This is a genomic window from Pseudomonas serbica (assembly GCF_028823535.1).
Taxonomy (GTDB): Bacteria; Pseudomonadota; Gammaproteobacteria; order Pseudomonadales; family Pseudomonadaceae; genus Aquipseudomonas; species Aquipseudomonas serbica.
In genome coordinates this window covers 996169-1018801 of sequence record NZ_JAQIYM010000090.1, presented here as the reverse complement: position 1 = coordinate 1018801, position 22633 = coordinate 996169, and the positions used below count along the sequence as shown (strand labels likewise).

Annotated in this window: 18 protein-coding genes; 3 read left to right on the top strand and 15 right to left on the bottom strand. The window is 53.4% G+C overall.

Annotated features, from left to right (window positions below):
• Positions 1-39 precede the first annotated feature (39 nt).
• From NQL71_RS36400 to NQL71_RS36345, 12 genes are all read right to left on the bottom strand, one after another.
• On the bottom strand, positions 40-660 hold the full coding sequence (locus tag NQL71_RS36400; RefSeq protein WP_274644466.1) for a hypothetical protein: 621 nt from the start codon (positions 658-660) through the stop codon (positions 40-42).
• Positions 661-735: 75 nt separating this feature from the next.
• Positions 736-2064: a hypothetical protein gene (locus tag NQL71_RS36395; protein ID WP_274644465.1), complete on the bottom strand. Its 1329-nt coding sequence runs from the start codon at positions 2062-2064 to the stop codon at positions 736-738.
• Positions 2061-3383, bottom strand: coding sequence for a hypothetical protein (locus NQL71_RS36390; RefSeq protein WP_274644464.1), 1323 nt, complete (start codon positions 3381-3383; stop codon positions 2061-2063). The genes NQL71_RS36395 and NQL71_RS36390 overlap by 4 nt, the downstream gene beginning before the upstream one ends.
• Complete coding sequence (locus tag NQL71_RS36385; protein ID WP_274644463.1) at positions 3380-4720, bottom strand: hypothetical protein; 1341 nt, start codon at positions 4718-4720, stop codon at positions 3380-3382. The genes NQL71_RS36390 and NQL71_RS36385 overlap by 4 nt, the downstream gene beginning before the upstream one ends.
• A 27-nt stretch (positions 4721-4747) precedes the next feature.
• A complete protein-coding gene (locus tag NQL71_RS36380; RefSeq protein ID WP_274644462.1) occupies positions 4748-6076 on the bottom strand; it encodes a hypothetical protein in 1329 nt (442 codons plus the stop codon).
• A complete protein-coding gene (locus NQL71_RS36375; protein ID WP_274644461.1) occupies positions 6073-7401 on the bottom strand; it encodes a hypothetical protein in 1329 nt (442 codons plus the stop codon). Before NQL71_RS36375 ends, NQL71_RS36380 begins: the two co-directional genes overlap by 4 nt.
• Positions 7401-8681, bottom strand: a complete 1281-nt coding sequence (locus tag NQL71_RS36370; protein WP_274644460.1) for a hypothetical protein — start codon at positions 8679-8681, stop codon at positions 7401-7403. Before NQL71_RS36370 ends, NQL71_RS36375 begins: the two co-directional genes overlap by 1 nt.
• Before the next feature lie 5 nt (positions 8682-8686).
• The gene (locus NQL71_RS36365; protein ID WP_274644459.1) at positions 8687-10003 is read right to left on the bottom strand and encodes a hypothetical protein; all 1317 of its coding nucleotides are present in this window, start codon (positions 10001-10003) and stop codon (positions 8687-8689) included.
• A 26-nt stretch (positions 10004-10029) separates the two neighbouring features.
• Positions 10030-11379 (bottom strand): hypothetical protein, encoded by a 1350-nt coding sequence (locus NQL71_RS36360; RefSeq protein WP_274644458.1) that lies wholly within the window; start codon positions 11377-11379, stop codon positions 10030-10032.
• Positions 11380-12621: a hypothetical protein gene (locus NQL71_RS36355; RefSeq protein WP_274644457.1), complete on the bottom strand. Its 1242-nt coding sequence runs from the start codon at positions 12619-12621 to the stop codon at positions 11380-11382.
• Between the two features lie 76 nt (positions 12622-12697).
• The gene (locus tag NQL71_RS36350; RefSeq protein WP_274644456.1) at positions 12698-13852 is read right to left on the bottom strand and encodes a hypothetical protein; all 1155 of its coding nucleotides are present in this window, start codon (positions 13850-13852) and stop codon (positions 12698-12700) included.
• A 185-nt stretch (positions 13853-14037) separates the two neighbouring features.
• A complete protein-coding gene (locus NQL71_RS36345) occupies positions 14038-14547 on the bottom strand; it encodes a hypothetical protein (RefSeq protein ID WP_274644455.1) in 510 nt (169 codons plus the stop codon).
• A 410-nt stretch (positions 14548-14957) separates the two neighbouring features.
• On the opposite strand from NQL71_RS36345, the gene NQL71_RS36340 reads away from it, so the two are divergent.
• Together NQL71_RS36340 and NQL71_RS36335 are read left to right on the top strand one after the other, a co-directional pair.
• Positions 14958-15737: an ATP-grasp domain-containing protein gene (locus NQL71_RS36340; protein WP_274644454.1), complete on the top strand. Its 780-nt coding sequence runs from the start codon at positions 14958-14960 to the stop codon at positions 15735-15737.
• A gap of 311 nt (positions 15738-16048) precedes the next feature.
• Entirely contained in the window at positions 16049-17992 is a 1944-nt protein-coding gene (locus tag NQL71_RS36335; protein WP_274644453.1) for a hypothetical protein, read from the top strand.
• A 60-nt stretch (positions 17993-18052) separates the two neighbouring features.
• Here the strand turns inward: NQL71_RS36335 and NQL71_RS36330 are convergent, their stop codons facing one another.
• Positions 18053-19378 carry a hypothetical protein gene (locus NQL71_RS36330; RefSeq protein ID WP_274644452.1) on the bottom strand — a complete coding sequence of 442 codons (1326 nt, stop codon included), beginning with the start codon at positions 19376-19378 and terminating at the stop codon, positions 18053-18055.
• 3 nt (positions 19379-19381) lie between these two features.
• Positions 19382-20797, bottom strand: coding sequence for a hypothetical protein (locus NQL71_RS36325; RefSeq protein WP_274644451.1), 1416 nt, complete (start codon positions 20795-20797; stop codon positions 19382-19384).
• A gap of 118 nt (positions 20798-20915) precedes the next feature.
• On the opposite strand from NQL71_RS36325, the gene NQL71_RS36320 reads away from it, so the two are divergent.
• Complete coding sequence (locus tag NQL71_RS36320; RefSeq protein ID WP_274644450.1) at positions 20916-21311, top strand: helix-turn-helix domain-containing protein; 396 nt, start codon at positions 20916-20918, stop codon at positions 21309-21311.
• Between the two features lie 84 nt (positions 21312-21395).
• Here NQL71_RS36320 and NQL71_RS36315 read toward each other — a convergent pair whose 3' ends face one another.
• The gene (locus tag NQL71_RS36315) at positions 21396-22628 is read right to left on the bottom strand and encodes a hypothetical protein (RefSeq protein ID WP_274644449.1); all 1233 of its coding nucleotides are present in this window, start codon (positions 22626-22628) and stop codon (positions 21396-21398) included.
• Positions 22629-22633: the final 5 nt, after the last annotated feature.

Below are 22633 nucleotides of genomic sequence, written 5' to 3'. Positions count from 1 at the left end.
ACGCGCAAAAAATCCGCCTGCTGGGCAGATTCGCTGGTGTTAAGGCCTTGGGTCGTCATCCGGAACGGGTTTTTCCAGCAGTCTCTGGATCGACGCATCACTCGATGGAACATCGGTCGAGCTCACCCGTTCCGCCGTTGATTCAATCAGTCGGTAGGTTCGGGGAACCGGGTACAGGCCAGGTTGATCGTCTTCAAAGAGTTCAAATTTGTCCGCCTTGAGGTAGTCGACGACGTCCTGCAATGCCTGAGCATCAACCGGGGTTGCGATGACATCATCAAGGAACACCAGGCTTTTAGGCTTGCCCCCCTCTGGCGAAGAAATAGAAATCGGATCAACTCCATCTTTTTTCGACAACGCACCCATTACCGATACCGGGCGGCCTTTAGCAATCTCATCAAAGTCGAGCTTTGGCGAAACGTCTTTCACGCGAGCCTGCCAAAAAAGATCGTCCATCGAAACGGACGTGATCTCGTCAATCAATAGTACTGGATCACCAGGCTTTCTCGGCCAATTGGATGCAGGCTTAGCCTTTTCCTGAAACTCGGCCTCGATGGTATGAACCTTGCGCCCGAACTCAACATCCCTGACCTCTATCGTCAGAAAACCGGATTTGTTGACGGTGTCGATAACTCTTTGTAGAAAGGTTTTTTTAACCAAGGGACACCGAATTTAAGTTTCGCATCCCATCAGCATGCCCGATGCCATGTCCCAGGTTCAACAACAGATCTGGTCTCAAAGGTTCAGATCATCAGTGAAGATTCTGCCGCGCACCTGCAGATCCGATGTTCTGGCCAGCATTTTCTTCAACTCGTCATTCGAAGTGTGAATCGCAAAATCAGCCAGCACCGACCTTCCCTTCTTGCCTACTGCGTCCTGAAACGACGGGTCGAGCAATTCGGGAGCCGAAACCTTCACCAATTCATTGAAGTCCGAACGATTATTCACCTTCTGGGTGGCGCCCGCTTCCTGAAAAAAGGAAAAGAGAAAGTGGCGCCGCACAGCACTCAGCGCCGGCGAAATATCCGAGGGATCAGACCAGGCTTCCATCGTCTCACACAGGGCTTGTATTAATCCGGCCCGCTCCTTATCAGACAACCAGCCCTTGGAGCCGAAACACGGTTTGAGCAAATTGGTCGCAACTTTGTGCTGGTTGTTCGGTTCCGGAAGCACCATGGCCGTCAAGGCCTGGGCGGCCATGGTCAAGCGTGGCGTGTGCTCTATAGCGCTGGCCGCCGCGATACGCATGCCATCCAGTAACTGACACACCAGAACAAAATCCACGCTGAAGCTCGCCAACTTCAAATTGTGGGGCTGAACCTGCTCAAGAAGATCAACGAACCATAGCAACCGGGCTTCTACGTCCCCTTCCGGTCGAACCCAAACGGGATTGTTGTACTGGAACATTGTACCGAACGTACAGCTAAACATGGCCGTCAGAGCCGGGTGGGTGAAAAGTTGGCCATGCCAGTCGCTAAAACTCGAAACATCGAGGATCGTCAGCAATGGCCGATGGACGCCCACCGCCCGCTCGTCCAGGCGGGTTTTCGAAAGCTGCTTCACGTACTGGTCGCCGGCCTTAAGAAAAGGGAGACGCAGACCATCCGGCAAATGCCCAAGATTGTTGTTGTAAAAGGTGGTCATCACATCCAGCTGATAACCCAACTTGATTGGCAGATAGTGGGCGCGAACGATCTCCATCAGTTCGCCAACCTCTTCGATACAGTCATGCACGGAGTGCTCATACGCATCGATTACGCGGCAAACCATGGAGGCCAGTGCCAATGCTGGCTTACCGCGTGGTGATTCCAGCAACAATGGAATTCTCGCCAGGTGCGTCAACGCCAGCGCCAATGGCCGCATGGCATGAGGCGAACTTCTCAAGGCGTTCACGTCAATAGCAGCGTGGAACCTGGGATATGACTCCATGCTAGCCTGCAGATTGCTCTCAGCATCAGCGGAATTTGTCGGCAGAATCTCGACATCTCGCCAGCGATTATCCGGATCGCTCTCAAAGCCTCTGAAAATGCCTTGAAGCAGGTCTTGCACTCTGTAAGCCGTCATAGTCCTAAATCCTGGTTAAAACCAGCCACACGCGCTTTCAGGTCGTTTTTAAGCAGGACGGTGCGGGCCGGGCCGTCCGCTAAGTTTCGAACAAAGAATAACCGCGCTGCATTCCCCATCTCCTCGAAATCATCTTCACAGCGATAACCGGCTTTGGCCACCTTCACCAGCGGAGTCAACCAGCGCCCGCCATGATCGCGGAAGTACGTCAACCGGGTGCCGCTTTGCACCAGGTCGTTGATTACAACCCGCTGTACCCGCAGTGCGCTTGCCGTGAGGATTGCAGAGTTAGTTTTTGGGGTGTTTCTAAAACAGGCCAGTAAACGCCCCATAAACAGAGCGCATTCAGTGTCGCTACAGAAACCCCCGCGATCCATGGCATAGTTCCTGAAAATCGAATCGGCTGCCGTTGGCTTTTTCTCAAGCGGTACCAAGGTCATCCGGAGCAAGGCTTCGACGCCTGCCTCCAGGGTTTTCCGGTCTTCGCCTGACGGCGCGGTTTTGAACACATGACTCACTACATTAATCGTCTGCGCCAGCAGCAGAATGTCGAGATGCACCAGACCAGGGAACTCTGTGGCGTCTTGGTGACGGATACAAGCCTGGCACAGGTCGAGCACCCTCCTCACCATAAAAGCGCCGGGCACAAGATCTTTAGGCTGCGCCCGTATCGTTCCATCCCCCACTGTCGCGATGTAAAACATTACCAGCCCTTGGTTCATCCTCAGTCTGCTTGACTTGCGAAATACCTCCTCGTCATGAAAGAGGAACCGTCTAGTCAGATCTGGGTAATCTCGATGCATGTGGGTGTAAGCCGCCCCATGGGCGAAGAAGCGACTTGTCGTGTGGGGCGGCATCTCCTCCAGGTTGTTACCCAGGAATAACCCCATCGGGTTCATCGTGGCGACCATGGTTGGCTTGGGTTTGTATTCGGTGATACTCCACTGAACGTGATCGAATACTTCGCAGAGGGCTTCAAAATGTCCGAGGCTCCCGGTTTGCTGGGAGCAGGCCCACAGGAAATTGATGCCCGCTGCCAGGTAACCCTTGGCCATGGCCTCGGAGGTGCGATGGCCGGCTTCACCAAGTACCAGGCTGAACACCTGACAAAGCGGCGGAATCAGATTCGGGTAGAGCCGGTAAGGCAGCATTTCGTCACGCAGGCGGGCGCCATCAACTTCATGAATGGATTCATCCATCACCTCTCCGGCAGCCAGGGGGAGAATCACAACGCCATCCCAGCTATCACGTACTCTATCGTCGAGATAGCCAACCAGGCGTTCAACAGCTTGACGCACCCCGATGGTGGTCGCGGTCATAATCCCAAGTCCTTCATGAAGGTGTCCTTGATCAGCTTCGGGTGATGCGACAGCAGATTGTTTTTAATCGGGCCAAAATCCACAGCCGCCGCAAAGGCCGCCAGGGTGGCGTTGTTCATTGATCTGAAATCGGCCTTGGACTGAAAGCGCTCGGGCGCGAGGTTAACCAGCTTATTGAACATCTCCGGGCCATTTTGGCTCTTGGCGTACTTGCCTTTCATCTGAACGGCCATTTCACACACCAGGCGATGCTTCAAGTCGCCAACAGCCGTCTCAATCAACAACGAGGCGGTTTCAGTTCGCCCTGTAAACGACTGAACCATACGCTCGATAAGGTACGTCATTTCCGAGTTCTCAATACAAACGTCGACCCCGGTTCGAAGACCGCCAAACTTGTTGAAGGCACTGATGTCTTCGCTCATGGGCTTGTGACGATTCACCGTCAACTCCATCAGGCTCGCCGCCCCTTGCTCCAAGACAGCCTTGTGCGCCGGCGTTTCCGTTTGAGCATAGACCTTGCTGATAGCGGACAGGGTTTGCGCCACGAGAAGCAGGTCTACGTGTTGTGCGCCTGGGATGAACACGCCCTCTTCCATCAAAAACCTTACACGCTCGCAAAAACTCAACATTTTCCTGGAAAACTGACTTTCAGGAAGAAAGTCTTCGTCACTCAGCGTCAGGCCCGATGCCGCACCAAAGGCATGCGCATACACGGCCAACAGGCCCTGATTCATGTGCAAGTCAGTGACAAGGCAGAACGTATCTGCGTGCTCAAACAGGAAGAGCTTCAGTTGCGTTTTTGTGTACCGGTAGCCATAGGTGTATCCGGCGCCGTCAGTCATAAATTTCGAGACAATGGGCGCCGGCATTTCCGCCAGGTTATGCGCCAGGCACAGTCGAAGGCTTGGCAAGGGGTTGAACCCCTGCGTATCGAACGTGTGAAACAACGCCCGCTGCTGGATCAGATCGAAAACACGACTGATCGGCTCCACACAGTCGAACTCTTTGGCAAGGGGCGATACGGCGCCGAGAAACTTGTAGCCAATCTTCAAAAATTCTTTAGCAAAGTCACGATCCTTCTCGCCGGCCTCAGGGTCAAGGAGTTGTGCCAGGACATCAACCACTGGTTTGATCAAATCCGGCCTATTGGAAATGTCCTCAACAGTAAAAAACCGAGAAAGCTGCTGAAGGCCATCCCGTTCTGCGACAGGCAGGTCGGTGAAGAATCCAGTATCCAAGGCCCCCACTTCTATCGCCTGCCAAGGAGCCTTGCGGTAGTCCTGAAAGGCCGAGATCAAAAGATTTATGGCATCAATTGGCGCAACATTTTTACTCACACTGAGTTCCTCTAGGGGCCGTCGGCATCACAAACCCAGGTCACTTGAAAAGGTAGGCCCGCGCAGGGATGGATAACCTTCCAACAAAACGCGCTTCACCTCATCATGACTGAGGCTCAAGGCCAGTCTCAAGCGTGCCTTTTCGCTCAATTGGCTGAAGTCACCTTTGTGCAAGAGGCCTACTTTGGCCAGGCCAACAAATTCATTCAAATAAAACATGCCCTCCCGGCTCTTCAAGTACTCGCTTTTGATCGAAGTGGTCGCCAGCTCACAGACAATCTGCCGCTGGAATCTCGACACGGCGGCTTGAATCCGGGCAGATTCGATAAAGGGCGCCAGCTTAAAGGCTTCTGAAAGCGCCTTGATGACCTCAGCCATCTGATCATCTGAGCACAGTGCCGTCCCTTCGCTATAACGCTTGAAAGGACTCTGCGCTAGGCTCAACTTGGCGCTCTCAGGCTTCACACTGATTGCAACAAGCGCTTCAGCACCCGATTCAAGGGTTGCCCTATCTGCCTCAGAGTCAGAAGCCACATGGGCCCTGCTGAGGGCCGCAAGGGTCTGCGCAGCCAATACCAAGTCCAGGTGCTGCCAGTTTGGAAGACTACCTTCAACGGCAATTGTGGAGATCATTGAGGAAAAACTCAGAAGGCGCTTCACGAATGGGCTGCCCGGCGAGTAATTCTCTTTATCGATGTACCGACGATCCTGGTCAAAAGCCGCCAGGTAAAGACTGGCCACCGCTTGATTCATGGCCAGGTCTTTATGGCGACTCATACCGTTTTTGTCGAACAAGAACTGAACACCGAATTCAGGAAATTTCCCCAATTCATGCGTATACACAGCGCCGTGCGAAAAGAAGCCATAGGCATGGGTTAAGTCCATGTCCATCAGGTTCCGTTGGATAAATCTCGCCACCGAATTTCCCACGAGATTATTGGCCGGCGACGCCATGACCAACGAATGAGCCTTGGACTCAAAGTATCCAAACAACCTGCAGACTGCTTCAAAAGACCCGAGCTTGGAAGAATCCCGATAACCGGTTTCAAAGAATGTTTCACCTAGTCCCAGCAAACGGCGGTCTAAATCAATATCGAGCCCACACGCTGTCGCCGCAAACACATTTTCCAACACCCGGCACAATGGCTCGATCAATTCAGGCTTCGCACTCAGGTTCTCTCGCGTAATCTGTCTGGTGAGAAGCTTCACCTCTGCTCTAACCGCACCCACATCCGAAGCGTTCTCCGCGAGGTTCATCGGCTCAACCTCGACCTGAGACCAATCGACCACCAGACGGCCCTGGAGCGACTGGCATAACGTGTCCATGGCCTCCGCCGTCGTGAGAACTGTTTTCATAAACCAAGATCCTCAGTGAACATTTTGACCCGGATTTCTTTGTACTTTTCGAGCACATACAACCTGTAACCAGGCACATCGTCCATCACGTTGGCCAAAGCCATCTTGCCAGGGGCGCTCAAGAGAGAAGTCGTCACCTCCTCCCATAGGGAGGCTCGCTCCTGATGCCCTAACCGGTGAATGAAGGACTGAATGCCGGTGATAGGGGCACTCAAATCAAAACCCGCTTTGGGATCAAAAATCTCCCGGCGAGGACGACCAAAGCTGTTGAACTTCACAGTGGGCCGGCAGGCATCCGCAGCTTCTTGCAGCAAGCGCAGCCGTAGGCTTTGCGCCAGCGCTTGATGGGTTGGATCCTGGGCCAGGTCATTCCAGCGCGTAAGCGATTGCTCGAGCAGCGCCAAAAATGGGTTCATCAGATAACTGGGCATCCAGTAACCCCAAGACTGCCGTTTACCGTGTGGTCTAAGGAAATTGGAGGCTTTGCGCAGCGGCGAGCCGGGGGCATTCAGGGTCACATTGGTCAACGCCTGCATACCTTCGGCCAACAAGGCTTTCTGATCCTGGCTGGGGGCTGACTCAAGTTGCGCCCCCATGCGCTCAAGCGCCTGAAACACCACCAGCACGTCCAGCTGCAAGGTTGGGATCTTCACTTGCGCCTGATCAAACTGGAGCATGACCTGCGCCAGCTTCAAGCAGCCCTCTCGCAAGCGTTCGGGGTTTTGATCAACATCCTTGAGGGGGCCCTGGAAACAATGCCCCAGGACACCGTGGAGGCCTTGCCCGTAGGTGACCTTATCGGTGGACTCGAATTGATCCACGCCGGCAAAAAGATCCTTGGTGTAGAGCGTAGATTCGCCACTGGTGTAGATGTGATCGTAGTCGATGGACTGCGCCAGGAACGGCTTGATCGCCTCAATTTCCAAAATCTGCAAGTTCCGCTGCAGCTGGTTACGAAGCTCCATAACCCAGTGAGTACCCCACTTCTTTTCGTGGGCAAGCCTGAGTAGCTGTTCGGTTCTTCCGAACAACTGGGAAAAGGCCCTGCAGGGTTCCATCGTTTTGGAGTCAAATGCTTTGAGGACTTCCAGGGCGACCCGAACGGAGTCATCAACAGTCGCGCTGAACCTGCCGGCCATCCACCGGTTAACCGGAACCTCGTTCACGATACTCAAGACCAGTTCGCAAAGCTCTTCGTAAACGATGGGATCTACCCCAGGCGACCTCCAATTCAAGGCTTCGGCAATGTCCGAGCACAACGTACCCAGCGCGTCACGCTGCTCGTAGCGTTCGATCCACGCGCACACCTCAACATGACTGATCATCAGAGACCCAGATCCTTGACGAACATGTCTCGGCGCACGGACAGGTACTTCTTGGCCAACTGCATGCGCAGTGTCGGATCTTCAACCGCCATAGCGACCACGGAACGCCCCTCTTCACTCAAGCGATTGAGTACCGAGGCCGAGCCTAAGGTCTGCTCTGACAGCTTGATCAACTCTTTGATGAACGCCTGGCCCTCGTACTTCGGGTTGCTGTCCCTGAGCACAGGAGTAATGGCAGCGGCGTGCAGCAGCACATGCATCCGGTAACTCGCCAAGGCTTTTTCGCAGGCGTCTGGCAACTTCATAGCCTTGGATGTCTTCAGCGATTCCAGGAGGTAATTCTGGGTCGATGTCAGTTCATTCCCATCCTCAGCAAGTGGGTGGTCTTCAAGCTTCACGACATAGTCACTGGTCTGGGCCGTGACCTTGCCTGTTTTAGGGATGACCATCGTGACTAAACCGTGCAAGGCCGCCTCAACTTTCGCGGCGCGTTTTGTGCCCTGCTCCTTCTCAATCACCGTGGCCATCAATTCAAGTAATTGACTAACAGAGAGGATATCCAGTGGCGCCATCCTGAAAGTTATACCGGCCTTAGACCAACCAATGAGTATCGAAACAAAATGGTCAAATTCAGCCTGAGACTCACCACCTTTCATACATTTTTCTGCGTCAAGATTGCGGATCCCCTTGCTGAAGATATTTTCCACAACTGCTAGCAGGGCCTGATTCTGTGAAAGGTCAGAGCTGTGTCGCGTCAGACGCGCATTCCCCATGAAGCCTTTCAATACCAGCTTAACGCCCCTAGGAGTGGTAAGAGCACTGCGACCGGCCCAGGAAATTCGGCGAGATTCCACAAGATAGGGTCGCTGATGTTCGAGGGAAATCTTAGAAAAACTTGTTTTGAAAACCTCGGAAAAAGCATGCGCAGCCGCATCAGTAACGATCCTGTGTTTTACCGCGTCACTCACAACCGCACTGAACAAAGCCCCGAGTTTCTGAAAGTGGTCAGCCGGCAAGTCATCTTTGCTGTCAGGCCGGGCGTCAAGGACATTGACCCCGAATAATAGTGCCTTCTTGGGATGAACCTGTGAGCGCAGCTCCCCGTGCAGGTTGGCCAGCAGGGAAAAATCCAAAGGGCTGAGACTACGGACGTCTTTGAACGCTTCGAGCGTCTTCGTCAAGACTAGGTTTGCCGTCGTTTCCAGCTGTTGGGAGCCCTTCGACCGGGCCCCGCTTAATGCGTGCAAACCATCGACAAGAAGGTCGGTATCAATTTTCATTTTTCTCATAATCCTAAATCGTGACCGAACACTTCTTTGCTCATTTTCAGGTCACCACTCAATAATTTGTTCCGCAAGGGGCCGTGATTCATAGACTGCAGCAGGTACAGGCGACCTTTACGATTCAATGGCTGCAGTGCGCCCTCAGCGCTCAGCGCATCCGTGCATAGGTCTGCCAGGGCTGCGATGTGCTGTTGATCCACGTAGGGATATTCTTTGCCATGCTTGTGAAACGTGGGACTCATGTGGGTAAGGTGAAGCAAGACGTTGTACCTGAATTGCTCCAACGCAGCCATCGCTTCGGGTGATTCCAGCACCACTGCCGTGTTGGTCAGGGCCTTCACGGTGCAAAAGTTGTAAAACCCGTCATCAGCCATAGGGTTTCGCTTGTTGCCCTGAGCCCTGTAGATGCAATTTTTGTCGAGGATGTTGGGGGTGATCGGCAAGGTGATCTGAACCACGGCTTGGATAGCCGTAGCGTAGTGCTGCGCCCTCTCCGTCCCGGCTTCAACCTTGGCGATGTGCGCCATTCGCTCCAGGATCTGACTGACCAGGATTACGTCGGTGCGGCGCATGTCCATCTTGATGCCCGCCTCGCAGATTTGCAGCAGTCGAAGCGTCAGCTCGTCGAAGCTGCCTGCCAACGGCTGACCGGTCAGGACATCGTCAAGCTCACCGCCGTCTGGCCCGCCATCGAAGTTGTTGTACAGCAGTGCGACCAACGCTTGGTTGGTGACCGTATTGACCCCTTGATTAGATAACGACGTTTCGTGTTCAAAATAGGGGGTTTCTGGGCCCTGAAAGACATTGAGCAATGTCATTCCATCCCTTCCAAGCCAGCTGATCTCTGGAGAGATCTCAAGAAAAGGCTTCATTTCTTCAATGGTCATCGAATGGGCATTTTGCGATAAGACCTGGCGCAGCAGGTGCATCACCTTTGTGCTTACATGCGCCTCCGTATAACCCTTCATGGCATGCTTTGCCAACAACCCAAACAACCTGATGACATCCGCCGTACTGTCGTTTGCCTCGACCCGTTCATTGCGGTTTTCGTCGTAAGGGCAGCCTGGCCGCTTCATCAGGACGTAAGCGCCTACGGCCAATATTCCAGCCGGGGGAATCAAAGGCTCGATATCCTTGATGATGCCAACCACTGCAGCAAAATCAGCATGCTCATAAAACGTCCCATTACCGGGAATGTTTTTGACGAAATGGCTGTAGATCTGAATGGCCAAAGCTTTCGCCGCATCATTGTCATCAGCTGCCAGCATTCGCTGCAAATCCTGCTGCCAGGTTGCACAACGTTCTTGGATTTCGGTCATGATGCACTCCAGTTGTTTGGCATGTTTTACAGCCCCAGGTCTTCCATGAAGATCTCTTTACGCACCTTCATATTATCGGTCATCAATTGACGCCGTACCGGGCCGTCATGCATCCAACGCACCAGGTTTAGCTTATCCACCCCGCTCAGTGGCTGTAGGCCGGTCTTCCTAGCCAATGACGCAGAACACAGATCCGCCAGCTCAGCGATGTGATCGTCGTCGTTAAAGTCGTCGAATTTTCGCAGCGTGGGACTGATGTGCACGGTATGTAGTAGCACCTGGTAGCGGAAATTCTCCAGGGCCTCCACGGCCTCCGGGTAACCTTCCGGAACAGTCGCCACCTTCAGGGCTCGTAACGTACAAGTATTGAAGAAGCCATCGTCGCACATCGGGTTTTTCTTGATACCAACTGCAGCGTAGATGCAGTTTTTGGAATTGATCTTCGGTGCTTGCGGCAACACCATGTCGATCAACGACACCAAAGCCGTCGCGTAATGCTTCGCCCTATCCGTGCCCGCTTCTACGGTGACAATGTGCGTCATTCGTTCAAGGATCTGCGAAATAAGCACCACATCCGTTCGCTTCATCCCGATCTTGATACCGGCATTGGCGATGTAAAGGAGTTTAGACGTCAGCTTGTCGAAACTCTCTGCACCGGAGCCTCCAACCAATACGTCCGCAGGATCACAACCTTCAGGGCCTTCTGGGAAGCTGTTGTGCAGCAAGGCGACTAGGGCCTGATTCGGCAACGTCCACTCTCGCCGGGTCGACAACAATTCCTGACTCCGGAAGTAAGCCGACTCAGGGCTGTAACGAGTAGCCTGTATATTCACAGTCTCCTTACACTTCCATGTGAGCGTTGGTGACGCTTCCAGAAACGGCTTCATCTGCTCGACGCTCATGAGATGAGCATGCTGGGCCAATACCTGGCGGAGCACGTGCGTTGCGTTAACACAGTTCACCGAGTCGAACCCATCAACGGCGTGTTTTGACAGCAAACCAAACAGCTCGATGACCGTGGGCGTGCTGTCGTTGGCCTCGACCGGCTTGTTACTCGCCCAATCGTAAGGCCGGTTGGGGCGAGAAATCATGATGACAGTGCCTAGGGTCAGTAACTCTGTTGCTGACACCAACCCCTCAATTTCCTTCAGCAACTCCACCAATCCAACGAACCCTTCAAGGTCATGCTGAAGATTCGTAGAGTGCATAGCATCGGATGCGGATTTGCGGGTCAAAAGTGCAAGGTTTTGGCACTCTTCGAGCGTGCCGTAAGCTTTGCGCTCTCTGAGCTCCTTAAGCCAATCCTTTGTCAGAAGCTCGATCCGGCTCCATGGGGCTGGGCGTGTGGTGGGTAATTCAGCCTTGGCGGTCATCATTTACATCCCCAGGTCTTCGATGAAGAGCACTTTGCGAATCTTCATGTCGTCAGTCATCAACTTACGGCGGGCCGGGCCTTCGCTCATCTCGCGAACGAGGATTAAACGTGCGGCGGGTGTTATCGCAGCGAGCGGTTTTGGCTCAATCAGCGATTGCGCACAGAGATCGGATAACTCTTGAAGGTGCTCCTTGTCCCTGTAATATTCGTTTTTCTTGTGAAACGTATCGCTGACGGCCACGGTGTGTAGAAGAACCTGGAATCTGAAATGTTCCAACGCCTGGGTGGCCTCGGGATAAGCCAATGGAATGGCGGTATCTTTCAGCGCGTCCAACGTGCAATGGTTGTAGAACGTCGACTTGGCCATCGGGTTGTTCTTCCCCGTCACGGCGAACAGCGATGTCTTGTCGTTGATCTTGTCGAGCACCGGCACGGTAATGGCGACCAGCGCCGTAATCGCCTCCACGTAATGCTGCGCCCTTGGCGTGTTGGCCTCTTTCGACACAACGAGCGTCATGCGCTCCAGCATCTGAGAAACCAGAACCACGTCAGTCCGGTGCATAGGAATCTTGATGCCGGCCTGACCGATTTCTATGACCTTAAGCGCAAAGCGATCAAAATCCCTTGGCAACCCACGGCCTAGGCCTCCGGCAAGAATCGATTCAGGCGTCATGTCCCCCATCCCAAAGGGGAAATAATGCTGCAAAAGACCTGTCCAAGCCTGGTTTGGCAGCGACTCAGTAGTAGCGATTTCCTGCAGGGCGTTTTGTTTGTCGAAATACACGCAGGCTGGCCTTGTGTCCTCACCATTAACAGACGTGGCGACCTTACAAGCCCAGGTAAGATCCCTCGATTGATCAAGGAACGGCTTCATCTCTTCAACAGTCATGTGGCTCGCATGCTGCGCGAGCACCTCACGCATCAAATGCAGCACATTTTGGTTGGAAAAGCTCGACGATCCAGCTTTGGCGTGCCGGGCTAGCAGCGCAAACAGATCAATGACTTTAGGGGTGCTGTCGTTGGCTTGAGCAGGCCAATTGGTTTCGTCCTCGGGCGGTCTCTGCGGGCGTCGTGTCATCAACCTGCTGCCAAGGGACAGTACCCCATTTAGCCCCATCAAGCTCTCCATAGCCTTCAACAGATCCACAAGTTGCGAGAATGCCGCATGATCAATCTTGAAGTCTCGATTACTCACGACCCGCAGAAATTCAGTGTGAATGTCGACACACAGGCTAATGGTCACTGAATCGTCCCCTGCCTCTTTCTTGGCTACTAGGGAATCACGTAGTTGGGCACATCGCCCAGCGATATCATGCATATCAGAGCCCCATGTCCTGACTAAAGAGTTGCCCCATATGCGGTTTCATACGTGGGAATTTTTCGAAAAATCGACCTGAAAGGCCCGAGTCCAGCACCGCTTTCGAAAATCGCGCATCAGACTCAATGCCGTCTGACAGAAACTGCAGCACGTCGACAAGTCGACTTTCATAATCGACTTTCAGCACGTCGCACACCGTCACGGCCTTCGCCAGCGAGGACATCAGGCTGCTGAGTTGATGATTGAGAGATGCCGGCGATGGCGTGTGTTTGACATCCACGTCCAGGCCTACGAGATTCAGGAAATAGACGAACGCCGGGGCTTCGTTGTCCTGGGTTTGGCCATAACCGCAACCGTTCAGGGCATCTTTGATAAACGCCTGGGGCAGCGGCACCTTGGCGTCCATGATCCCCTGCCAAGCCGCCGCTCTTCGCGGGGCCGTCGCGGAATCCTTTGGATCATGCTGCCAGTTAATACGATTTTTCAGCAAAGCGAAGCGAACAACGCCTTTACATCCGCCACGGTGCAGCGCTGTAAGAGCGCCCAAGGAAATCTTGTCTGGGTCATCAACTTCCATTTGCAGGCGATCTAAAATTTCGCGGTCTGACGAGCGCAACTCGCGGCGCAATGCCGGCGATGGAGTCTGAATGGCTTCCAGCGCGGAAAACATGTAATCCAGATTCGACTTGGAAAAGCCGGACGCAGCAGGCCGAGATTTAAGCAGGTGGGTCAGGTAGAGATCGCCACTGGCCAGACTTTTGTCGTGAATTGTTGCCAGTAACCATTGGGCGGTGTGATCCCATTTGCTCACCGGCGTGCTCTCAATCATACGCTTGGTGATCAGCTCGACCGGGCAGGCGTCCTTGTTGATCAGAACCATTGCCGCCACCGGTGAGATGGGAAAGCTTTGAATAATGTGGATGAAATCTTCGCCACTCAATTTCGAGTCTCGAACAGTGCTGACCAGTAATTCCATCAGCGACTTCATCGAAACATCATCACTGCTCACGCTCCAGAAAGTCTCATCGAGCGCTCCTTGTTGCACTACGCGACGGTAATGCTGACTTAGCGCAGGCAAGGCAGAGAAATTCAGGGCCCGAATTTGGTCTTTGATGGCTTGCGCCGCCAGGAGCAATTCGTTGGGTGCAGTCGACATGATTGATGGCTCAAAATGGCTGTCCATCAAGTATGGCATGGCCGATCTTAGCGGAGCTAGCGTACGCCAGGCTGGGCTGACGGGCAGATGAAACAGAGAAAGAATGGCCAGCAACCGGCGTCGTTAAAGTCCGCAAGTTGCGACTCGTGCACTAACGCACACGCAGCCTCCATGGCCGGGCAACTTTACAAGCCGAGGCCGAAGTCGTTGTCCACATTCCTCTCACGCTTGAGGGGGTACAGCGGCTTTTCCAAACGGTGGGGTGGCTGATTCCCCCAATATTCGGCCAATTCCATCAGCCTGGGCATTTTATCGACCAGGAAGCTGGGGTATTGGTAAAAGCCAATCAGGTTGTCGAAGGAGCCGTCGATCTCAAAGCTTGGCTTATCGTCGCTGTAGACGAAGATGCCATAGTCCGTGAAGCTCAATGACGCAGATTTTCTTGGGGCTCCATTCCCCTGCTCCGCCGACGCGCTTGCGTGTTCCGACTCATAATTCAAGCCATGATGCTGAAGCAACCGCTGACTCAAACCGACCAGAGGGTGATTCCAGCTGTCGACCATTGGCTTACCAATGATTTTGAGTGTTTCAATCTTATCGAGCGGGAAAGCCTGGGTGACAACGGCCATCCTTTCGGACACCCTCCCAATCAGCGACCCTTCCTGCTCAGGCAAAATACGTCCTTTATCACTCATAAGTGCTCCCTTAACCTTGGACACACTCGCATTATTATAAACAGCTTTTGCTAATTCAAATTTTATTTACGAAAATCAACTAGATAGAGAACTTATTCTCCCTGATGGTTAATTTTAGCTAGTTACTATTAGTAAAGTAGGCCAGAAGCGGACGGCCCTCCATTTTAGTAATAACGCTTATAATTTAAAGTGTGCACAAGTAGCTTCTCCTTCCTCTGATCTGAGCCAGAACCTGATCACTCAGGGTTGTTTAGCCGCCAGCCTGGCAATTTATTGACATTATTGATGTGTGGCTGATTGATATGATTCTTTGCCGTTGCTAAACTCGCACCACGACAACCGAATACGCGTTTCTCCACCCTTAGCCACCGGCGCGTCACGTCTTAAACCTTCCTGCATGGCGCATCTCGATGAAACGATCCATCGCCTTCTTTCTGCAAACCAACCACATCGAGCGTGTTACTGCGCCGGTCGGCTATTACGCCCAATATGCTGGCTACGACGTCATTGATCGCACCTTTACCCAGGATTTTGACGTCATGAATTGCGGTGTGGATTGGGCGCAATACGACCTGGTGATTCCCTACGGGTCGATTGATTTCCTCCAGCGGTTCAAGGACAGTCCCCTCGGCGCTTACATCCCGAGCGACGAAAACGGCTATTCCGCCGACTTGTGGATGGAGAAGCTCGGCGACATCGCTCTGAACCATGGCGGCCTGGAAATGAAAGCCTGTGAGGTGCTTGAGCACCTCAAGGCCCAGGGCCCGGCACACGTTCGACCGACGTCAGTGGACAAAGCCATCATTGCCCGGCTGTTCACTCTCGAGAGCTGGCTGACCCATTGCGGTGAGCGTCATATCCCGGATGATCTGGATGTGTTTGTGTCCAAACCCAAGGTTATCGAGCGCGAATACCGCTGCTGGGTGATCGACGGCAAAGTCATTGAGATCCGAGGCTACATGATCAATGGCAAGGTTGAAGTGTTCCCGGTCGACGAGCACGCTATTTACGCCGCCGCCCAACGCATCGCGGATGTGTACGTCCCCTCGAATGCGGTGGTGCTGGACATGGCTAAGACCCCGGACGGCTTCAAATTCCTCGAGTTCAACAACTTCCATTCCTCCGGTTGGTACGGCGACACTGCGTTCAAGATCATGGGAGCCTACATCGAAATGCTGAGTCTAGACTGAGTTAAGCGCTGGATTCGACCGCTGACAGCACCAAAGCGCCCGTGACCAAGCTGGGCCGCGATACACTTCATGAAGACCGCCCGCGTGGCGGTCTTTTAAATCCAGAGGCAGGCAATTTATTGGCATTATCTAGCCATGGCTAATTGATATGCCGGTAAAGCTCTACTATACTCACGCAAAGAAAGACGGATGTGCGGTGTTTTCTCACGACTCCTCCAATAGCGATCACTCCGTTCAATCATTAGCCGGGCGTTGCACTATGCCCGAAGAAGCCGATACCCTTCAGGCAGATCAACTGGACGAACTAGCTCATGACCGACAAGCAAACCCCAACCGTTTTCGAAGCAGGCGAAGTCACTTCGATACACCGCGAAGAAAATAAGCCCAAGCAGGGTCAATGGTTTTGGGTGAAAAACGACGAAGGGGCGGAGTGGTTCGGCTGCGTTACCAGAGAAATGTCCAATGCGGTAGAGGTGAAGAGCCCCCGCAAGCAAGGTTACGGTCAGCATGCCATTCGGGTGCACCTCGACGAAGTTTCAGCCATCCTTCGCTTTGAGCCGAACCCAAGTCAGGTGATCCGCGAACGTATCAACCACTACAAATCCGAACTGGATAGCGCCCTCGCCCGCATCGAGCAGGAGAAAACCGCTATTGGCATCGGCCACAGTCCTCAGGGCAGTGGCCTAGTGCAAGAGGCCTCGACTTCCGTTGCCGTAATTTCCAGCCAAGCGAATATTGAAGGCTACAAATCCGCATTGCAGGCCTTCAAAGACCGTCAGCCTCTGCAGAAAAAAGAAATCGAAGAACTCATGGCCGACTGGGGGAAATGGATGAGTGCCGAATCCTTGCCCCTGGAAGGTCTGCAGGAACAGATGAAGGCGACCTTGGGCGCAGTTGACGACCGCCTGTTCAACATCAACCTGTACGCCGGGTTTTCGGAATCGACCGTTCAGTTTTCCGAAGGACAGCCGGCCACACTGGATGACAAGCTGCACCTAATGCAGCGTCGTCTATACATGGACGAGGAATGCCTGTTGGGCTATGCCGAGGGCGGCATGGACATCAAAAACATGGCAGGTTTCCGCACCTGGTTGGCTAAGCCCGTCAACCGTGACCGCATCCTGCCCTTCCCCCGTTGCATCGTGTCCATGCAGATCCGGCGAAAAATCAAATATCGTGACTGGAAAGGCTGTTTGATTCTCCTGCACGAAAACGCCCAATATGCGGAAAGTGATAAATACACCTACCTCATTATTCGTAACGGCGAAAACCTTTATCAACTAACCTGCGACCTTGACTTCGGCGAATTAATCTTCCCGGAAAAGGCCATGTTCGAGGCATCTGAACCAACCATGGTGAAGATGAGGAACAACACCGTCGAAGAAATGATCACCAAACGCGACTTTGATGATCGGGTGCGCCTGATAGCCGAGCAGAAGAAAAAGCGTGAACAGTGGTTCATCGACAACCCAGAGGTCGAGTGGAAAGCGAAGAACAGAGGGAGTTGGGATTTCGCCAACCCCATCAACGTTGATTATTGGCCGGCTTCCGATTGGCATCCGTTCGACCAGTCGAGCGTATACTACGACGAGGCTATAAAGGACATCGCCGACCGGATCAAGCAGTACAACCGTATCGCCATGATCATCCAGGGCCTGTTTGACCGCAAAGACATCCTGGAGCCAGTCAGGCCCATGCAGTCCTGGAACCCTGCAAGCTTCGCCAGCGCTGTGGAGCTGGTTTACGATGGGTTTGCCCTGCTGCACGGTGACACACCCGATTTTGAGGCCTACAGGGCCTCCTGCAACGCCAAAATCACCGATAACTCGGTTCTGGTCGGCCAGGATGACTTCTGGCAGCGAGACGAGGCCCGTCAGGAAATCGAGTACAACGAGAAACGTCGACGCAGCAGTTCAGAGAAAATCCACAGACCAACCCACACGAAACCATGGGGTGATCCTGGCCCTGGCTTCATTGCCGTGCCGGAACGCGTTTCTCGAAAAAAAGCGGTGTTCAGTTGGTTACGGTGTGCCCGTCGCGGGGATGGCATAACGCCAAGAAGCATCAGCGTTCCCTTTGAGAATCTGTTCAATATCAGCGCCTACGCGCCGGGTGATTACCTGCAGTTCTTTCGGGATCCACGGACGCGTGCGCAATACCTAGAATGGGCGCCGCTGCTTATCGCTGCCGAGGACTACTACGCCGGCAAGCTGACCCCGCAGCACCCTGGGTTTTACGATCCTGAACTTCGCTGAGTCATGGTAGAACTACGCCGGCTAGATGCCGGCGTGGTTTTTTCCATCAAACGCTTCGTACTACATACCAAGGTCGTGGATAAACGAGTCTTTGCGCAACCCAGGGTGCGTCTTGAGGAGCGCCATCTTGGTTTTCTCGTCCCCGGAATATTTGGTAATCCAGAGCTTCTGCTCTTTCCTTAAAATACTGAAATCCTCCTTGGTTTGCAGTCCGTCTCTGGCCAACTCGGCCAAAGCCAGGAGCTGGCCCTTGCCGACCTCTGTCCCGAAATGAGCAGCAGTCGCGCCTCTGAACGCCAATTCGAGATAAACCTGACGGTTAAAGCGAAGCATCGCAGCCTCAATCGCAGAAGAGCTGGTGATTGGTCGATCCTGAGCTTCCTGAATCATCAGGTGGAGCACTTGCTTCGCCTGGTTAGGGCTCAGAAAATCCTTGGAGTGGCCTGTCGTCGCGAAAGGTGATTCGAAAGCGGCAAGCTTCTGAGTCGCCGGCTTTAGGGTCAGGTCGACCAGGGCTGCAGCACCTCTCTCGTACGCTTCCAGCGCAATCGGATCATCTGCCCGCGTGTAGGCCTTAGACATTGCTGTAAGCGTCTGTGAGACGAGTAGCAGGTCGCTGAACTGACACCGTGGAATATGCCCACCTTCGAATTCAATCCTGCTGAACAAATCGCTGAGCTTGAGCAGATCCTGGGCGAATGCACGATCAGGCTCATAGTCCAGATCTTGGATGAAAACGCAGTCCTCTTTGAATGTCCCATTGAACAGGCTGACCAGCCCTTGGTTCATGGGAATCGTCGGCAGTTCCACGGCGTGAATGTCTCTAGCGAACAGAAAATGCTGAAGATTTCTCGATGGGGCATCTTTGTGATGGGTATGGGTATACATCGCGCCATAAGCCAAGAATGCCTTGATATCTATCACATCGATCCGTTCGATGTTGTTTGCCACGAAGCTCGTCATGTCCTTGACGTTGTACTCATGGGCATCCGGAAGGTATTGCTCAACCTGGGCCTGAACTAGCTTAAAAACCTCGACAGCGTCTTCGTAGCAGCCGAGCTCAGCACCATTTCTGGCGAGAATGCCGACCAGGCGAGTGCCCATTGTGACAAAAGGCTTGGCAAGGTCTTTTTGGAACTCGGTAGGCGTGGTGTCCAACAGGTTTTTAAAGACAGCACACAGCGGCTTGATGAGGTGTGGCTTGGATAAGATGGTCGAACCGTACATCAACCTACCAAGGCGCTCGTCCCAGTACCGGCAATTAGTCGGGTCAACTGACGTCGGCCTTTTATCGACGGGCTCGATGATCACGCCAGACCAATCAGTATCATCGGCACGACCAGAATAGGCTTCGATCAGCAGCTTCATGGCTTCGCTGGTTTTCATCGATCACAATCCCAGGTCATGGGTGAACGTGTCCTTGAGAAGCTCAGGATGCGTTTTGAGGAGTGCCATTTTGGTCAGCTCGTCCCCAGACTCCCTGGTAAGCCAAAGCTTCTGCGTTTTCCCCAAGGAACTGAAATCTTCCTTTGTCTTGAGACCGTCTCGGGCCACGTCCGCCAGCGCCAGCAGTTGAAGCTTTCGCTCGCTAGCAGCCAGGTCGAATTTCAGTACTTGTGGTGCGCGAAAGGCTAACTCCAGGTAGATCTGACGGTTGAAACGAAGTGCCGCCGCCTCGATGATCAGGGAACCCGTGGGTGGACGCTCCTGGGCTTCTTTGATCAGCCGATCAATGATCCCGTGGGTGTAACGAGAGACCAGCTCTTTTTTCGTATGGGCGCTTTGAGCATAGACAGAACCGACGACCGTAAGTTTGCTCCCTGGAGCCTTGATTGTCAGGTTCACGAGGGCCCCGAGCCCCTGCTCATAGCGTTTACGCAGCGCAGGATCCTCTGTCAGGACGTAGGCCTTGCTCAGAGCAGTAACCGTCTGAGACACGACCTGAAGATCCATCAACTGGCAACCTGGAATATGGCAGCCGCCGCTATCCAACTTGAACAACTGGTCGCTCAATCTCAGCAGCGCCTCGGCGAATGGTTGTTCCGGCTCCAGCACCATATCGTCGATTCGATGAGCTGCCCTTCCCATCGCACCAATGAAAACACTGGTCAACGCCTGGTTCATCGGCAGGCTCGGGAATTCGCCGTCCTCGTCATGGTTGTAGACGACAATCTTTTTCAACAGAATCTGATGGTGATCCTCCTGGTGCAGGTGCGTGAGCATGGAGCCGTAGGCCAGAAATGACTGAAGATCCCTGGCATCCAGGCGTTCAAGGTTCGAAACAACAAATTCAGTCAGATCCTTCACACTGTAGGTGTGCTCCGGACTCGGGTTATGCCTGGAAAGCTGCTCATTGAGGAGGCGAAAGATCTCAGCCACTTCCTCAAAATGGCCGAGTTTTTCTGAATTTTTCGCATAAGCACCGATAAACCTGGTGCCAGCCTGGATGAAGAAGTTGCCGAGACCGTTTTCCTCGTCCCCAGGCGTAGTAGAAAACAGATTTTTGAAGACGGCGCACAACGGCACGATCAAACGGCGACTGTCGCCAGACCTGTTCATCACACGTTGAAAAGTACTGCTCAAGCCAATGCAATTGGAGAGCCCGGACGTGTCCTGGGAAATAACGATCTCGTCCCAACCGTTGAGCCCGTTCCGACCGGAATACTCATCAATCAGAAATTTCATGGCTTCTTCGGTGGTGATTGTTCTCAAAGCCTGAACCTCAAACAAATGTGGATGTACCAGTGTTGCAGATGAGCACAAGCTGAAGGAAGTCGCCCACTTCTCCAAAAGGGTCTGAAGCATCTAGGCCGGTACCAGCAGCCCTACCCAGCTACAGGCAAATCATGCAGCTACTGTCGAAACTTTTCCTGACGACCAACGCAAGGTATGGTGTCAGCCACCTTCCCACGTCGAGACCGCGATGACTCCCTCCGCACGCAAAAATGAACTCAAGGCCTTCGGCGAGTGGCTTTCCGTGAAGCGTGCGCTCACAGACATGACTCAACGTGATGTCGGGGATCACGTGGGGGTCTCCTGGTCGCAGATATCTCGCTACGAAAACGGGGAAGCTATGCCTCGAAAAGGTGTGCGGATGCGACTTCAGGCACTATTCGAATCCCATCCTGTACGCCAGGACAACTTCGCCGCTCAACAACAAGACTCGTCGACAAATGCCTCAGCGATCTTGGCCCTGGAACAATTGGCCGAAAGTCTTCAGCAGAAAGCCGCCGACATACAGAACCTGGCTGCTCAGATGCGCCAAAGCGGAAATACGAACCTTCTGATCGCGGCGCTTACCATCCTAAGGGGGAACTAGGAAGGCGTCGAAGAGAGAGGTCGCCCACTCCTCCCGTAGGGAGGCTTAAGCACCCATCAGCCATCGCCGCCAAACCCTGCCTGGCTACAAGCCCAAGTCGTCGGCAAAACGATCCAACAACAAGCTGTCAAATTCCTTGAACAGAACCGGTGGGATAGAGCTCTTCAACAGAGTCTCGCGCAGCGTTTTAACCTGAGGGATCTTGGCGACCAGACCATTCATCAACAGCATGGCCTTCCGGTAACTTTCACCTTTCTCGGCGCGAGCCTCACTGAGCGTGTCGATTGCTATCTTGATCTGGAGGTCTGAATCCAGGCAGATCGAGGCCTCGGACAACTCAACTCCTTCAGATTCTATGGCGTACAACCAAAACTGCTTCTGGTGTTGGGAGAGCGCCACAGACTGCATCTCATCATGCCAAGCCTGTGGTCTGGTAAACCCGTATTTGGCCCATTCCTCGAATGCACGGTCGGGCGAAGGGTAGAACATCGCTTCCTCGATGGCCTGGTGCACAATCACACTGCCCGTCTTTTCAAACAACGACGCCCAAAAGTCGATGGGCAACAGGAGGTTCATGTTGACTGGCTTGGTGCTTTGCCACTCCTCGATGTCGGTTGGCAATTTTGGTGAATAGTTCATCAAAGCGGCCAGATGGGGCTCGAGTACTGGCATGAGCTTGACCATCTCCCCGACCGCGTCCTCAACACTCAGCTTTTCATCCAGATATTTCGCAAGGGGCCGAAAGAATCGGCTCACGAGAGTGGCATGTTCTGCGGTTTCCACCGGCTTGAGTTCCTGCAGGCTCACGCTCAGTAACTTGAAATAACCAAAGGGAAGATTATCGGTCAGCGCCGTTTGAATGGTTTTAAAGGGGCGCCTTTCATTCTGGATGGCCGAGCGAAGCAGTTTGAAATTCAGAGGGCCATCAATGCCGCCGCAGCTATTGGCATACCCATACAAGTCCTCAGTCATCTGAAAATGATCAGACAGGACGTCAAAAAACACCGGTGCAACACGGAAGGAATTGATGGGATATGCCACATCATCCAAAGCGTTTTTCAGTAGCCCTACACTGGCCAGCGCATCGAGATTCCCGGATTGGGCAATGTACCGAACGCCCTGGCTGATGGTCGACATCCCCATCTCCAGATCTGCTCTGAATTTTTCTTCAATGGCGTCGTGGGCCTCATCGTCTGGATCGTCATACCAAATTGCATTTTGCTCTTCGACAAGATCCCGCAGGTCATTCAGCAGTTGATCGAACGCCCCAGCCATTTGGTTGGGCTCAACCGTATCCACCCCTTTCCATCGAGTCATCCCGT